Origin of the sequence: Neotamlana sargassicola, assembly GCF_020523965.1 — a bacterium.
GTDB classification, from domain to species: Bacteria; Bacteroidota; Bacteroidia; order Flavobacteriales; family Flavobacteriaceae; genus Neotamlana; species Neotamlana sargassicola.
On the sequence record NZ_JAJAPX010000002.1, the window covers coordinates 548,182 to 563,887 of the forward strand.

At 31.1% G+C, this 15,706-nt stretch carries 12 protein-coding genes; 6 read left to right on the plus strand and 6 right to left on the minus strand.

Going from position 1 to position 15,706, the window contains the following annotated elements; all coding sequences use genetic code 11:
* Positions 1–28: 28 nt before the first annotated feature.
* Positions 29–2,089 (minus strand): tetratricopeptide repeat protein, encoded by a 2,061-nt coding sequence (locus LG651_RS06915; protein WP_226695404.1) that lies wholly within the window; start codon positions 2,087–2,089, stop codon positions 29–31.
* Positions 2,090–2,251: 162 nt separating this feature from the next.
* On the opposite strand from LG651_RS06915, the gene LG651_RS06920 reads away from it, so the two are divergent.
* From LG651_RS06920 to LG651_RS06930, 3 genes are all read left to right on the plus strand, one after another.
* Entirely contained in the window at positions 2,252–2,527 is a 276-nt protein-coding gene (locus LG651_RS06920; protein ID WP_226695405.1) for an STAS domain-containing protein, read from the plus strand.
* Between the two features lie 38 nt (positions 2,528–2,565).
* The gene (locus LG651_RS06925) at positions 2,566–3,810 is read left to right on the plus strand and encodes an oligosaccharide flippase family protein (RefSeq protein WP_226695406.1); all 1,245 of its coding nucleotides are present in this window, start codon (positions 2,566–2,568) and stop codon (positions 3,808–3,810) included.
* Positions 3,811–3,928: 118 nt separating this feature from the next.
* Complete coding sequence (locus tag LG651_RS06930) at positions 3,929–5,155, plus strand: glycosyltransferase (RefSeq protein WP_226695407.1); 1,227 nt, start codon at positions 3,929–3,931, stop codon at positions 5,153–5,155.
* On the opposite strand, the gene LG651_RS06935 is transcribed toward LG651_RS06930, so the two are convergent.
* Genes LG651_RS06935 through LG651_RS06945 form a run of 3 tightly spaced genes read right to left on the minus strand, consistent with a single transcriptional unit; the run spans position 5,145 to position 10,956 of the window.
* The gene (locus LG651_RS06935) at positions 5,145–6,665 is read right to left on the minus strand and encodes a glycoside hydrolase family 2 TIM barrel-domain containing protein (protein ID WP_226695408.1); all 1,521 of its coding nucleotides are present in this window, start codon (positions 6,663–6,665) and stop codon (positions 5,145–5,147) included. The genes LG651_RS06930 and LG651_RS06935 overlap by 11 nt on opposite strands.
* Positions 6,659–7,864, minus strand: coding sequence for a hypothetical protein (locus tag LG651_RS06940; protein WP_226695409.1), 1,206 nt, complete (start codon positions 7,862–7,864; stop codon positions 6,659–6,661). The genes LG651_RS06935 and LG651_RS06940 overlap by 7 nt, the downstream gene beginning before the upstream one ends.
* On the minus strand, positions 7,864–10,956 hold the full coding sequence (locus tag LG651_RS06945; RefSeq protein ID WP_226695410.1) for a hypothetical protein: 3,093 nt from the start codon (positions 10,954–10,956) through the stop codon (positions 7,864–7,866). The genes LG651_RS06940 and LG651_RS06945 overlap by 1 nt, the downstream gene beginning before the upstream one ends.
* A 172-nt stretch (positions 10,957–11,128) precedes the next feature.
* On the opposite strand from LG651_RS06945, the gene LG651_RS06950 reads away from it, so the two are divergent.
* From LG651_RS06950 to era, 3 genes are all read left to right on the plus strand, one after another.
* Positions 11,129–12,316 (plus strand): response regulator, encoded by a 1,188-nt coding sequence (locus LG651_RS06950; RefSeq protein ID WP_226695411.1) that lies wholly within the window; start codon positions 11,129–11,131, stop codon positions 12,314–12,316.
* 120 nt (positions 12,317–12,436) lie between these two features.
* On the plus strand, positions 12,437–13,132 hold the full coding sequence (locus LG651_RS06955; protein ID WP_317197713.1) for an FKBP-type peptidyl-prolyl cis-trans isomerase: 696 nt from the start codon (positions 12,437–12,439) through the stop codon (positions 13,130–13,132).
* A 107-nt stretch (positions 13,133–13,239) separates the two neighbouring features.
* On the plus strand, positions 13,240–14,121 hold the full coding sequence (era, locus tag LG651_RS06960; RefSeq protein ID WP_226695413.1) for a GTPase Era: 882 nt from the start codon (positions 13,240–13,242) through the stop codon (positions 14,119–14,121).
* 165 nt (positions 14,122–14,286) lie between these two features.
* Here era and LG651_RS06965 read toward each other — a convergent pair whose 3' ends face one another.
* Positions 14,287–14,736: a DUF192 domain-containing protein gene (locus LG651_RS06965; RefSeq protein WP_317197714.1), complete on the minus strand. Its 450-nt coding sequence runs from the start codon at positions 14,734–14,736 to the stop codon at positions 14,287–14,289.
* 32 nt (positions 14,737–14,768) lie between these two features.
* Entirely contained in the window at positions 14,769–15,692 is a 924-nt protein-coding gene (gene lgt, locus LG651_RS06970) for a prolipoprotein diacylglyceryl transferase (RefSeq protein WP_226695415.1), read from the minus strand.
* Positions 15,693–15,706 lie beyond the last annotated feature (14 nt).

Consider the following 15,706-nt stretch of genomic DNA (forward strand, 5'->3'; position numbering starts at 1 on the left):
TGGTTGCACTCAACAAATGTTATGAGTTTTATTTACGAAAAATGGGAGAATTAAATAAATACCATTTAAAGCGCACTCCAATTTCGGTATAAGTAAATCCAGCAGCAGTAGCAGATGCAATGTTACTTCTTGTCCCAAAAAGGTTGGTTATACAGCGTTCGGAAAATTTATAACCTAATTTACCTTGTAGTCTGTATGTGCTTTGGCTAGCATCGTTATCTATATATTGTAATCCGGTGGCAGCTGTAAGTTCGTAAAACCATTCTTTTGGTTTTGTAATAGCTTCATCTTTAATAATATTAGCAAAAATTTCAGCAGCATTAAATTTATCAGGACTAAAATAAATAGTAGGAACTTGGTTTTTAAAAGTAATATATTGGTAATTTAAACCCGCTTTTAAAGAGGGTTTACTTAAAATATTGTAATACAAAGAAGTGAAAAGCAAGTTTCTGGCATTATCATCGTTTTGCCAGGTATAAAAATATTGTGTAAACCAACCTAAATTAAAATTTGTGCTTAAACTGTAGTTTGCATAAATGTTGTTCATTACAATTTCTCTATCTAATAACTCTGCGTTAAAACTTTGTATTTCACGATTATAGCCTATGTCTAAAACTTGTAGTTTTAAGGGTTTTATGTTAAACGAAACATCAGAAACTAATTGGGTATAGCTATCATTATTTGCGTTAGCGGCCGTTATACCTGCAATGGCTTTTAGTGTTATTGTATTTAAAAGCTGATATGAGAATCCGCCAGAAAATGTGTGAGATGTTGCATCATTGTCTGTTACTTTATTACTTGTATTGCGATATGCATAATTAGCTAACCATTTAAATTTAATTGAGGTAGGAAGCTCTAAACTTGTTTGTAGGTTGAAAGCTTTGTTATCGCCATTATCAAATGAATAAGAGGCTTTAGATTCTAAAAAAGGAGTAAAACTTCTATCTAAATTAGATATGAAGTTACTAGCGTCTTTTTGTTTTTTATAAAACTTTAAAGTGTTTTCTGCCCAAGTGTATGCTTTTTTATAAAAACCCTGAGCTTTTAAAGCGTTGGCTTTCCCTAAGTTACCATCAAAAGAGGTGCTATCATTTTTTAATATTTTATTGTAATCTGTAACACTGTCACTAAAATTACTTTTATAAATATTTAAAGTGGCTCTTAAAGATAAAACCCAATTTTGGTTAGGATGTTCTTCATTTAAACTGGAAATTAATACATCAGCTTGTTTAAATTTTTTATTCCAAATTAAAGCTTGAGCATAACGTTCTGTTGTGGCTTGTTTTAAATTATTATTAGTATCGGTTTTTAAGCTCGAATATGCTTTTTCGCTAATGTTTAAGGCTTCCTTGTTTTTGCTTTTTAAGTGCTTTACTAGTGCTAATCCGTTTAAAGCTATAAGTTTGTTTTCAGGGTTTTCACCAATTAAATTATATGTGTTTTCTGCATCATCAAGTCGGTTCGCAATTAAGTATAAATTGGCAAGGTTTATTAGTGTATCTTTATCGTTATTAAAGAGTTTAAGACTTTCTTTTAACAATGTTTCAGCTTCATTATAATTTTGAGATTGTTGTTTTTGGTAGGCATAACCTAAATAAATATATTTTTTTGAAATTAATGCATTGGGATTGCCAGGAGATACGGCAAGCGCCTTGTCTATGTAAGTTAAAGCATTTTGATATTCTTTTAAGTTTGAAAGCGTATTGGCATAGCTTAATAAGGCCGCAAAACTTTCAGGATCTTCATCAATTAGGGTTTTAAAAAAGGTTTTAGCTTCTTTAAAATTTTTGTTCCATAATAAAGATTCTCCATAATTTAGTTTCACTTCAAAATCGTTAGGATAATCTTCAAGTAATTTAGTAAATAGCACTTGAGCTTCTGGCGCTTTACCATTTAAACCAATAGCACGACCATAGCATAATCTTGCTGTTTTGTTATTTGGGTAATCAACTAAAATATTTTTAAAAAAAGTTTCAGAATCTTCGTAGTTGCCTTTTTCTAAGTAATTAAAACCTTCTTGCATGTTTTGGCTATAGGTATAACTTACAAGAAGCAGTATAAGGTAAATTAAGGGGTTTTTTATGGTCATAATTTTAGTTTTGTAATCATGCTGTAAGTTAATACTAAAATCCATTTCATTCACCTAAAGCAAATTGCGTCTCACCGAAATTTACAAGTGGATTATTGTTAATTTGAAGATATTTGTTTCACTAATAATAGAATTAATAATTTAATATTACTCAAATCGATTGTGGAAATTAAACGAAAAGATAAGATTTTTGTGGCAAAAGGAGAAATAAACGCCTCTAACGTTTCGCAATTTAAAGAGAGGATTAAAACACTTCTAAAATTTAATAGCGAACTCATAATTAATGTTGAGAAGGTAAATGCAATTAGTCTGGCAGGTATAAAGGCTATTATTGAGCTTAACTTGTTTGCTTTTAAACAGAAAAAGATTTTTTTAATTGAAGGGAAGCAACTCAGTGAGTTTTATAAAAAAAAACTCAATGAACGAAAGAGTTATTAGTTATTCTTACCCCAAACAACAATAAAAATTAAAATACTATGGAGCTTTTAGCGACCTTAAAGTCAAGAAAAATTACACCAGAACAATTATTCATGCTAAGTGTTTTAGTTGTAAACGGAGGTAATTATTTATACAATTTAATATTGGGTCGCATTTTAGGTCCAGCTCAATTTGCCGATGCGGCAGTTTTAATAACGTTTCTGTTGGTATTAAGTTTTGCCGCCATGACTTTTCAGTTAGTAACAGCAAAATTTTCGGTGCTTTTTGAAAACGAAATTTTTAAAAGTTTTATATCTAGAATTTATAAAAATGCACTGTTAACAGGCGCTATTATGGGGATGTTAATAGTGGTTTTTTCTAAACAATTACAAGTTGTTTTTAATACATCATCATCAACAATGTTTATGGTTTTTGGTTTTGGTGTTCCTCTGTACTTTTTAATGAGTGTAAATCGTGGTGTTTTTCAGGGGAAAAAGGCTTTTAAAAAGCTTTCTATAACTTACCAAAGCGAAATGTTAAGTCGTTTAATAATTACATTGGGGTTAATATTTTTATTTAAAATACAATCGTCGGTCGTAATTTCTATTGGGATATTATTGTCTTTTGTTTTTGGACTTATACCTTTTAAAAAACCAGAAATAAAGTCGAATAAAATATTTAAGCTTAGTAAAGAAAACTCGAAAGCCATAAAAAGCTTTTTTGTAATAACTGCATTTTACGAACTCACTCAAATTATAATTAATAATAGCGATATACTTTTAGTGAAGCATTATTTCGAGTCTTACGATGCGGGTTTGTACGCTTCTTTAGCATTAATTGGTCGCATAGTTTATTTTATAGCATGGATGTTTGTAATGTTATTATTGCCAACGGTTATTCAGCTTAAAAAAGAAGGCAAAGAAACCGCCCCTGTATTATTTAAATATGTGTTATACATTGCAGGAATTGCAGTTGCAATAATATTAGGTTGTGTGTTTTTTCCAAGAACAGCAATAATTATATTATTTGGTAAAAGTTATTTAGCCATGGCTCCTTTGTTATGGAAATATGCTTTAGCAACATCTATGTTTGCAATATCTAACATTTTTGCCTATTACTACCTGTCTTTAGATAAATATGTGCCTGTAGTTATTTCTGGGTTATTTGGTGTTTTGCAAATGGGGTTAGTTGTTTTCTTTCATGATAGTTTAGAGCAAGTCGTGCACATGCAAATTTTAGCTATGTTTTTACTTTTAATTATACAGTTAATCTTTTTTAAGTTAAATCATAAAAAAATAGTCTAATCTACGGTAAAATACCATTCGTCTATACTTAGAGGTTTTCTAACTAAAATCAACAAAAAGGACGAGATGTTTTTGTGTTATTTGTATTACAATTAATCAGTCTCAACAAATATCTATTATGAAATTAGCAATAGTAACAGCATATCCGCCAAGTAAGGTTACATTAAATGAATACGCATACCACTTGGTTAAACAGTTTAGAAAAAAAGAAGATGTTACAGAACTTATTTTACTAACCGATAAAACTAAAGAAGAAAAAGATCTTTGTTTTATGGAAGATGGTTGTAAAATAATTGTTAAAGAATGCTGGAGCTTTAATAGTTATACAAATATTTTAAGTGTAAATAAAGCCATAAACCAAACTAAGCCAGATGCTGTGTTGTTTAATTTGCAGTTTATGAAGTTTGGAGATAAAAAAATAGCTGCAGCTTTAGGGTTAATGTTACCACTGGTTTGTAAGTTAAAAGGTATACCAAATATTGTTTTGTTACACAACATTTTAGAAGAAGTTGATTTAGGAAGTGCTGGTTTTACTAATAGTAAACTAATGCAAAAAATATATGGTTTTATTGGAACATCTTTAACCAAATTAATTTTGCAAGCAGATACTGTTGCAGTTACTATGCAGAAATATGTTGATATTTTGCAAGAAAAATATAAAGCTCAAAATATAACACTTATACCGCACGGTACTTTTGAAATAGCCGACGAACCTAACTATAAAATACCAACAGAACCAATGCAAATAATGACTTTTGGAAAGTTTGGTACTTACAAAAAAGTAGAAGGGATGATTGAAGCGGTAGAAAAAGTACGGGCTAAAACAGGGTTAGATTTAGAAGTGGTTATAGCAGGAACAGATAACCCCAATGTACCTGGGTATTTAGCGCAAGTAAAAGAGGATTACAGGCATGTGTCTCAAGTAGTTTTTACAGGTTATGTAGAGGAACATGAAGTGCCGTTGGTTTTTAACGAAAGTGCGGTTGTCGTTTTTCCTTATACTTCTACCACTGGAAGCTCTGGAGTTTTACACCAAGCAGGAAGTTATGGTAAAGCAGTAGTTATGCCAGATTTAGGAGATTTAGCTTTGCTTGTACAAGATGAAGGTTATAGAGGTGAGTTTTTTGAACCCAATTCTGTTGAAAGTTTAGCCAATGCTATTGAAAATATTGTTACAAATGATGCTTATAGAATAGAGTTAGGTAAGGCAAATTATAAAGCAGCCACAGCTTACCCTATGGATGTTATAGCAGATATGTATTTAAACAGGTTTAAAAAAATTATAGAAATAAAACGAGGCTCAAAACCCCCCAAGGTTAATAGCAAAAATGAGATTATTCTATAGTATTTATATATTTAAACGCAGGTTTAGTCTCTCCATTTTGGTTAATAAAACCAAAATTACCTTGAACCCGTTTTTTCCAAGGAAGTCGTCCTACGACTTCCTTTGGTATTTCTACAAAGTCGTATAATGTCCAAGACATAAACTGTAAGTTTTGGTTAGTAATTATTTCTTGTATTTTTTTATGATAGTTGGCTTGATCTTCTTCTGTACTACCAAAAGGCTTCCATAAGCCTCTGTAACTGGACAGCCCAAACTCTTGCATTACAATCGGTTTGTTAGGGATAAGATTTTTTAAATGTTTTATTTCATCGTTTAATACCTCTAAATCTTCATAATAGTGAAAGGATATAAAATCTACTTTGTCCTTTAAAATAGTGGCACTTTCTGTGTTAGACCATCCTATAGTTATCGGGTGCTTTTCATCTATAGATTTAACTAAAACAATCATGTTTTCAAGCCAAGCGATAACATTATCTTTTCCTCTAGATTCAAAATCTAGATTGGGTTCGTTTTTAATGTCGTAGGCCAATAGTGCTTTATGGTTTTTAACGGCTAACACTATTTTTTCTGCGTGGCGTTGGTTTAAAGTCCAATCCATTACGGTGTAATTACCATAAAAATCGAATAAGGTTAAAACTACTTTTAGATTGTTAGCTTCAGCAATATCTAGAGTTGTAAGTAGTTTACTTATCTTATTATTATCAATGTCTGCTTTTCCAAAATCTTCATATTGTATAAAAATTCGTATTGAATTTAAACCTGCATTTTTAATTATTTTAAAATCTTTATTAATAGTGTCTGCAGAGAAATCATCGCCAAACATTTTCCAAGGAGTTGCTTGTGGGTAGTAATTAATTCCTTTAATTTTAAAATTGTTAAGCGGGCTTGTTTGGGGTATATCGGTATTGTCTTTTTCATCTTCTTTTACCATATGCCTAATACGCCAAAACCCATCTTCTAATAAAAAAACTACTTTGTATGTAGAGATTTCAGTGGTTTCGTAAACTAAACTATCATTTTTAAAAACACGTTTGTATTCTTTTACGTTATTATCTGTTAAAACAGCTAATTGACCGTCTTCGCTAAAGAATTCAAGTTTAGGGTTGTGTTTTAAAGTGGTTGCTTCAATAGTTATGTTTTGTTTTTTATTTAGCTCAATATACTCAAATAGATTTTCTCTAGCATGTTCTGTATAATAATCTTTAATACCAGCTGTTTTGTTGGTTTTATAGGCAATTTGCTTAACGTACCAAGCATCTAAATAATCGTTTTGTAAGGCGTTTAAGTTTTCTTTATCCATAGGGCGACCTTCATTGCTTAAGGATTCCCAAGTCATTTTAGGTAAATATTGTTCAACTTTTGCAATTTCTGTGTGCAGCATTTTACTACGATCGGCACCGGTGTTTAAATAACTAAAAATACCGCTAAGTGCAGATACTATTAGGGCAATAAGCAAAATGTAAGATGCTAATAAAACCGTACGCATTATATTTTTATTAATACTTACCATAGCTTTTTATTAAATTGTTTGGTTATTCCTGCTGTTTCAATTTTAAAATTGTAGTTGTTATTTTTGTATATGGCAGGTTTTAAGTTAAAATATACGTAACCATTAAATGTGGTTTTGGTTAGTATTTTAACCAGCTGGTTGTTAGAATAGATGTAAAGTTTTACGTGTAAACCATCTGGAATCATTTGGTTCATGAAACTTTGTAAAGGACCAACTGAAATGGTTCGGTTTTTATTTGTAAATGCCACATTAAAATCTTTAACTACTTGTTTGTAGTTTAAAGTTATAATGTTACTTTCTGCCATACCATTAATGTAAGCTTTTACAGACCAATTATCGGCGTGGTCTGGATGTATAATTTTAGAATTAGCAACTCCATTTAGTGTTAAGCCAGATGTTTTTAGAATGTTTCCTTCTGCATTTTTTATAAAAAAATCAACATAAGTACCGTCGCTAACTACATTATTAAATCTGTCTTTTATAACAGAAGTTGTAAAGTTGGTAATTTGATTTCCATCGGCGTAGTTATGAGGGCTGGAATATGAAATTTTAAAACGAGTTGGAACTGCAGGCATTGCATTAATTGTAAATTCTTTTGAATTCGTTCCTAAAGCTTCAGAAGACACCAAAATACGACCATCTTGTTTTTTTGAGTATATGTTTTTAAAAGCAATTAGATTTTTAGTGAAAACGTTATCAACTTCTTCAGAATTTAAAAACTGATTTTTAACTTTTACAGGCGTATTTGTAGGTACAGGGTTATCTAAAGAATCGGTAGGAATTACAACAAGCATGCTATAATCTGTTCCTCCAGCTTCAATACTAGGAGGACCAATATAGGTTTCCATTGTGGCAACTTCAGCTTTTGGTTTTATGTATAGTTTACCTGAAGTTGGATAATTTTTGTCTAAAATTTTCCAATTTATCACACCTATTTTTTTTGCTATATTTTCAGGTAAAGTATATTCTAAATTTAAATTGTTGATAGTGCCTGATACCAAAGTAGTGCCGTAACTGTTTGAGCAGTAAAGTAAAGGTGTGTTATTATTTACGTTTTTAAACTTTAAAACAATGTGGCTGCCTACGGTAAACTCTGTTTTAGTTGTTAAAAGTTTAACTGAAGTGTTTTTCTGAGCAAAAACCAAAGGCGAAGCCAGCCAAATACTTAAAAGTAATATGTAAATGGATTTAAAATTCATTAAAAAGGGCTGCCAATGTAAGTGTTAATTTCAATTTTAATATAGCTAAAATCTGGATGATTTATAGGTTGTAATTCATTATTTATGTGGTTTGTAATTCTGTTTGGAATAATTTTATTTGAAATATCGCTGTTGGGTAAACCGTTAACAAAAATGTTTTCCATGCTGGTGTTTATAATTTTTACGGCACCGGAGTCTAAAATTTGGTATTCAAAATTTTGTTTACGTTCTTGTCTTACGCCTTCTTTAACAAAAAAATGATCAACCCAAAGCATGTTTTTATTATCATCGTAATAAGAAATTAAAAGCTGAGGTATTGTTATTTCTTGAATACCACTATTAAATAAATTTCCATAAATATAGTTTTTAGTAATATTAACATCACTTAAAACGACACCTTTATATAAATCTGAACCAGCAACATTTCCAGCAGCTTGCAGGTTAAACTTTGTGGGTTGTTCTTCAAATTCAACTGGAGTAAATTCGTCTGGATTAAAGGTATCTGGAATAGAATCTTGGGTTTTGGACCATGCAATGCCTTCAAAATTAATTCTAAAGCAACTCGATTCCTTTGGCATTAACTTATGCTTAATATGATATTTTGCATTGTACGTTGCTAATTGTTTGTCGTCGTCATTATAAAGTGTACCTTTTAAAATAACATCGGCCGGAACATTATCTATATTCTGTACTTCTCCAATAATGGCATAACTACCATTGTATTTTACTAATTTGGCCGAAATAACTTCTAAAACAGGTTGCTTTAAAATATCTTCATGATGGGTTTGTTCTGTGGTAATTCGGCGTCTACCTTGGTTGTAATATTTCGTAACATTATTTGAGTATAGTTGGTCTGGCGGTAAATCGTTGTTTAAATCGTCGGGTTGTAAATACCATTTTCCTTTAATTTTTGATAAGGATTTATAATCTACCTTCTCAATTTTTTCTAGAGGCGTAATCCATTGGGTCGTTACTTTAGCCGAAACAGTACTGTCGTTATGTATTGTTATTTCAGATTCTATGGCATCCATTTTAGCATAGCTACTTAAAAGTCCATCTGTTACCGATATTTCTAGCATATACTGTGCTATAGGTAAATTACTTGCAGGATCTATTAAACTATGAGCTTTTTCAAATTCTTTAAAATCTAAGGCGTCGTAATATGCCATTATGGCATTTTCAGGACTTCGTTGCGAGTCGTTTTTTAAATAAAAAAGATATATGCCATAAAATATAATAAAGGCTAATATTAAAGACCAAACATGTGTTATTCTTATTATATTTCTATTAAATTTATTGTATTGTATAGGGAATTTTAAGAATTCTGGAATGGGTTTAAACCGAGTTTTTAACATAATAACCCATAACATTTGTATGTTTAGAATAAAAGCTACTATTACTGTTAAAAAAGGCATGATACCCCAGTGTATTTTTAACCACTTAGCCACATCTTCTTTAGGTAATATTTCTGAAACAGGAGGGATGTTTAAACGTTCCCAAACCATAATGCCGTTTTCTAGTTGCCTTAAGCGTTGCCAACCGCAGAAGTATAGAATAGGATCGTAAAATTTATCGTTTGAAAAAATGTATTTTAAATTATATTTTTCTGGAGTAGTTAAAAATTGCTGTAAAGAGCCAATACCGGCTACACCTTTAAATTTTGAGTTTTCTAGGCGCTCTATAGGTCGCGTTGTTAATTCAGGTAATCTTCTTGCAGAATGGTAATTACCGTCTACAGTCATGGCGTTAGTTTGCGCACTTAACCAGGCCATTTGGTCGCCAAAACCAAGAGTTAAAAATCGCCATTTATCATGATCATCTTGATTTAAAAAATTCACAATAGGAAGCATTTTTATTTTTTGAGGTTGCGATGGCCTAAAATAATTTAAACTCATAGTAAAAATTACCATGAACACTAATAAGCCTGCTAAAATACCTCCAATTATTCTGTGATAAACACCTCCAAATTTTTTCTGAATAGCATCTTTCATGTCTCCTTCTACAAAACGATAGGCAAACTCACCCATCATAGGAATAGAAAGTATAGAAGCCCAAAGTGTAAAACGGTCTAATGTTAAAATATTAAAAGCGGTTTCGCCTAACATTTTTAAAGGAACGGGTGTTGTGCCTCCGGTTCCTAAAATGGTACATATAGTAACCGATAAACCAAAAAACAAATAGCGTTTACTGTAATATCGGTAAAAAATATACGGTAATAAAACAAGTAATATTCCCCAAGGAATTAAAAAGAAAACGAGACCAGATGAGGTGATTTCTAAAAAATTATCGCGCGACCCATGCGGAATAGGAACCTGCGTAATTGGGTTGGCTTTAGAATTTAACCAATAAGGAAAAATACAACCAACAATAAGCACCAAAGAGAGCATACCAAAAACAACAATGCGTTTAAATAATTTAAAAAAACTATTTAAAAACACTTTAAAAGTAACGGCTTTCATGGAGCCAACTTGTTCTTTAGATACATCCATTAAAACCATTCCTATTAAAGGGAAAATAAAAAATACCATTCCAAAAATAGGCGTAACATGATGCGAGGTTACAGTAACCGATATTAAAGATAAACAAGTAGCTAAATACCATTTTTTGCCGGTTTTTAGCCATAAATAAATTTCTGGTAAGGCGTGCATTAAAACCGAAACACCAACAATACTTGGTAGTTGCCCAAAAATATGAAGCGTTTCAACAAAAGATGACGAAAACACAGCCAACACGCACGCATAACCAGCAACGGTTTTATTAGCTGTCATCATTAAAGAAAATCGGTAGGTTCCTGTAATAAATAAGGTTATTGCAATTAATGCCACGGTAAACATGCCAAACTTAACGCCTCCTATATAAGAAAGCACACCTATAGATTGATGTACTAATGGCGGATAACTCTGTACCGTAAAACCTGTATACCATTCGTAATTCCAAGGTTCAAACCAACTATTTGCGTAATGGTCTGCAAAAAATAAATGAATTAAAGCATCATAAGTAGTTTCTAGAGTAAAAAAAATAGAACTACCATGAAAAGCTAAACCTAGTAAAAGTGCAGCAATTAAAAATTTATTTGATTTTTCGGGCTTCAAGATATTTATTTAAAGAAGTGTAAATATATAAAATACATTAACGAAAGCTTTTTTAATCGTCTATACTAAATAGCGTTTCGTCTACACTTTATAATTCATTCAACTAAAATATGGATTTTCGTACAGTATGTGCAATAAATTTACCTCGTAATTAACCCCAACCAATCAACCTATGAAAATTTTAGCAATCGACGATCAGCAACTAGTTTTGCTGCCTTTACAAAAAAGGCTTGAAGAGCTAGGGTACGATGTGGTAATAGAAACTGATGCCAAAAGTGCTCTTGAAATTTTTAAAGGCCTAAGGCCCGATTTAGTTATTGTAGATATTAACATGCCTGAAATATCAGGTTTAGAGGTTGTTGAGTTTATTAGGAATTCTGCAAAACCAAAAACACCACTTATGGTCCTTTCTGGTAATACACAAGACGATGTTATTACTAAAGGTTTTGAGCTGGGAATAGACGATTACATGAAAAAGCCGTTAAGCTTAAACGAAGTTTGTGCGCGCGTTAAACGTTTAATAGGTGCTCCAGAAATAGAGAAATCTGCATTAGAAAGTAATGTAATGATACAGCAACGTTGTGTAGGCGTGGTAATTCCATGTTATAATGAAGAGGAACGGTTATTAAGCGACGAGTTTTTAAACTATATAGATAAATACTCTGGTTATCATTTATGTTTTGTAAATGATGGCAGTAAGGATAATACCTTAGGAGTTTTAAAAAATTTACAAGAAGGTCGAGAAGATTTTATTTCGGTTTATGATTGTGAAAAAAATGGAGGAAAGGCTGAAGCAGTAAGATTAGGTATGTTGTACATGGCTAAAAAAGAGGATTTAGATTTTATAGGCTTTCTTGATGCTGATTTATCTACAGATTTAGAGGATTTTGATGATTTAGTAAAAACCATAGAAACATCTAATTTTAAAATCGTTAGTGGTTCAAGAATATCCAGAATGGGAGCAGATATAACCAAAGAATCTGCGAGAAAAATTATTAGTTTAACCATAAACTATATTATTAGAAAAATATTAAAAATGGATTTTAAAGACACTCAATGTGGCGCTAAAATCTTTAGAAAAGACGTTATTAAAATTGCATTTAACGAGAAGTTTGTAACTCAATGGATTTTTGATGTTGAAATATTTAAACGTATAAGTCATCACTTTGGACTCGAAAAGGCAAGATCGCTTTTATGCGAACAGCCATTAAAACGATGGATTCATGCAGACGGCTCTAAATTATCCATGAAAGATTCTATAAAAATAATAATGCAATTAGCGCAGATAGCTTGGGTTTACAGAAAAAAAGGAAAGATTAATAATTCAGATTTAAAGCACATAGTTGTTGATAGCAACTAAGTAAGTTGATTGATTGTTTGGAAGAAAGGAATGCGAAAGCATTCCTTTTTTATTTATAAATTTTACAGTGTTCAATATTATTTTTCCTATTTTTGGCAATCAATAAAAAATATGAAACTAATGAGATTTTTAAGTTTAGCAATTGTAGCTGTGCTACTTGTATCATGTAACAAACAAGGTGTTACAAATAAAACATTAACATCAGAAATTGATTCTGTAAGCTATGCTATTGGTATGGATGTGGCTAAGAATGTAAAAACAAGTTTTGATGAGTTCGATACCGAACTTTTTATTCAAGGTTTTATGAACGTTACCGATTCTACAAATATGCAGTTAGATGCTAACGAAGCACAGCAATTAATAAGAGCGTATTTTCAGAAAAAACAACAAGAAGAATTAGTTAAAAGACAAGAAAAAGCTAAAGAAAATAAAGAAGCTGGGGAGAAATTTTTAGCAGAAAATAAAACTAAAGATGGTGTAGTAACTACCGAAAGTGGATTACAATACATCGTTTTAAAAGAAGGAACCGGTGCAACTCCAGTAACAACCGATAGAGTTAAAGTACATTATCACGGTACCTTACTAGACGGAACTGTTTTTGATAGTTCTGTAGATAAAGGAACACCAGCAGAATTTGGAGTTACTCAAGTAATTAAAGGATGGACAGAAGGTTTACAGTTAATGAAAGAAGGCGCAAAATACAAATTTTTTGTTCCAAGTGATTTAGCCTACGGTTCAAACCCAAGACCAGGAGGAAAAATTGAGCCAAACTCAACTTTAGTTTTCGATGTAGAATTACTAGAAATATTAAAATAATTAAAGTTTAAACTTTGTTAAAAGGTGCTAAATGTTTTTAGCGCCTTTTTTTATGTCCTATTTTAAATAACCAAATTGTACCTTTGCTGTAAATAAATTTTTAAAATATGAAGCACAAAGCTGGTTTTGTAAATATTATAGGTAATCCTAATGTTGGTAAATCTACCTTAATGAATGCCTTTGTAGGCGAGAAGTTATCCATAATTACATCGAAGGCGCAAACAACACGTCATCGTATTTTAGGCATTGTAAATGGCGATAATTTTCAGGTTGTTTTTAGCGATACACCGGGTATTATAAAACCTGCTTACGAGTTACAAGAATCGATGATGGGTTTCGTAAAATCAGCTTTCGAAGATGCCGATGTGCTTATTTATATGGTAGAAATTGGTGAAAAAGCTTTAAAAGATGAAGCCTTTTTTAATAAAATAACCAATTCTAAAATACCTGTTTTATTGCTTTTAAATAAAATTGATATTTCTAATCAGGAACAATTGGAAGAACAAGTGCAGCTTTGGGCAAAACAAGTGCCAAATGCCGAAATTATTCCAGTTTCGGCTCTTGAAGGTTTTCAAGTGGAAGAAGTATTTAATAGAATTATTGAAATGCTTCCAGAATCTCCGCCGTTTTATCCTAAAGATCAACTTACCGATAAGCCAGAGCGTTTTTTTATAAACGAAACCATTCGCGAAAAAATACTTTTACATTACAAAAAAGAAATTCCTTATGCGGTCGAGGTTGATACAGAAGAATTTCTTGAAGAAGAAAAAATAATTAGAGTACGTTCTGTTATTATGGTTGAACGCGATACGCAAAAAGGCATTATTATTGGTCATAAAGGAAGCGCTTTAAAACGAGTAGGAGTAGAGGCAAGAAAAGATTTAGAGACTTTTTTTGGAAAGCAAATTCACCTAGATTTATATGTTAAAGTGAATAAAAACTGGAGAAGTAATCAAAACCAATTGCGACGTTTTGGATACAATAATTAAATAATAGTAAATTTTTATTATCGTAACAATTAGTTAATATAATAACTCCATATTTGCACTGTCAAAAAAAATAATATTTGACACGTTTTGAGTTAGTTAGTTTTAAAAAAGCTTTAATTGATGTTCTTCATTTTTCAATTGGAGCTTTTTTGTTTTTATAACTTGTTAAAGTCTATTGAAACTAATACTATCACCAACCGCAATTTGCTTTTCATCAACTAAACCGGCATTAATTTCAAAAACATATTTGGCAGGAACGTTAGAAGGTAAGGATGCTTCGTTAAAAGGTTTTGCGTTTTTTTGAAAACTAACAATTTTATTGTTATCGTCAATAAAAATTAAGTCTAAACCAATTTTTGTGTTTTTCATGTAAAATGAACGTGGTTGCATATCGTTAAAAATAAAAAGCATTCCATGGTTTTCCTCCATATTGTTTCTATACATTAAACCAGTTTGCGTTTCGTATTCGGTTTCGGCAATTTCTATATCAAAATTAACCTGAGTGCTATTATTTTTAAAAATTGTAAGTTCGCCTTCTTTTGTAAAAGTAATTTCGGTTTGTTTAATTACTTTTTTATCTTCTTTACAAGAGAAATAAACTAGTATAAAACTCAACAATATAACTGAAAAACACCTTTTTAAAGTCATTATTTTACTGCTGTTTTAGGTTTGTAAACAAACATAAAATAAAGGCCAATTAAAATAAACGGAATACTTAACCATTGCCCTGTGTTTAAGCCAAACCAGTTTATGTATTCGTCGCCTTGTGGTTCTTTAAAAAATTCTATAAAGAAACGAATAGACCATAGTAGAATTAAAAATAAACCAAATAAAAATCCGGTTTGTTCGCTTTTTTTTGTTTTAGCATAGAAATACAACAAAATTAAGAATACAAAAATGTAGCAAAACGATTCGTATAATTGCGCTGGATGTCTGTATGGTACAGCGCTAAGTAATTCAGCGTTATTAGCAATGGCATCATAAGCTTTTTGTACATTTTTTATGCCTGTAATTTGGGTAACTTCGTATTTATTATAATAATCTTGAATAAAACGAACACCTAACGGAAAATCTCCAGATGTTTTACCAATAATTTCAGAGTTTATAAAGTTTCCAATTCTAATAAAAACAGCGCCTGAAGCCACCGCAAGCACAATACGGTCTAAAATCCATAAAATGGATTTGTAGTTGTATTTTTTACGATATAAATACATGCCAATAATAATACCAATAGCTGCTCCGTGACTTGCTAAGCCTTGGAAACCTGTGAATTCTACACCATTTTTAAAACTGAATGGAAGAAAAATGCTAAAAAAATCTTCTTGTATTAATTCCGATTGATAGAATAATACATGCCCTAAACGAGCCCCGAGCATTGTTGCTAAAACTGTATATATAAATAGCGGGTCAAGGTAATCCAACGAAATTTTTTCTTTGGTAAAAATACGTTTCATTATGTACCAGCCAATTACAAAAGCCGCAACCCACATTAGGCTATAAAAATGTATTTTGAAATTTCCAATAATATCAATACCTGTAACGGGATTCCAATCTAGTTTTAGTAAATGCATAGGTGTAATTTTAT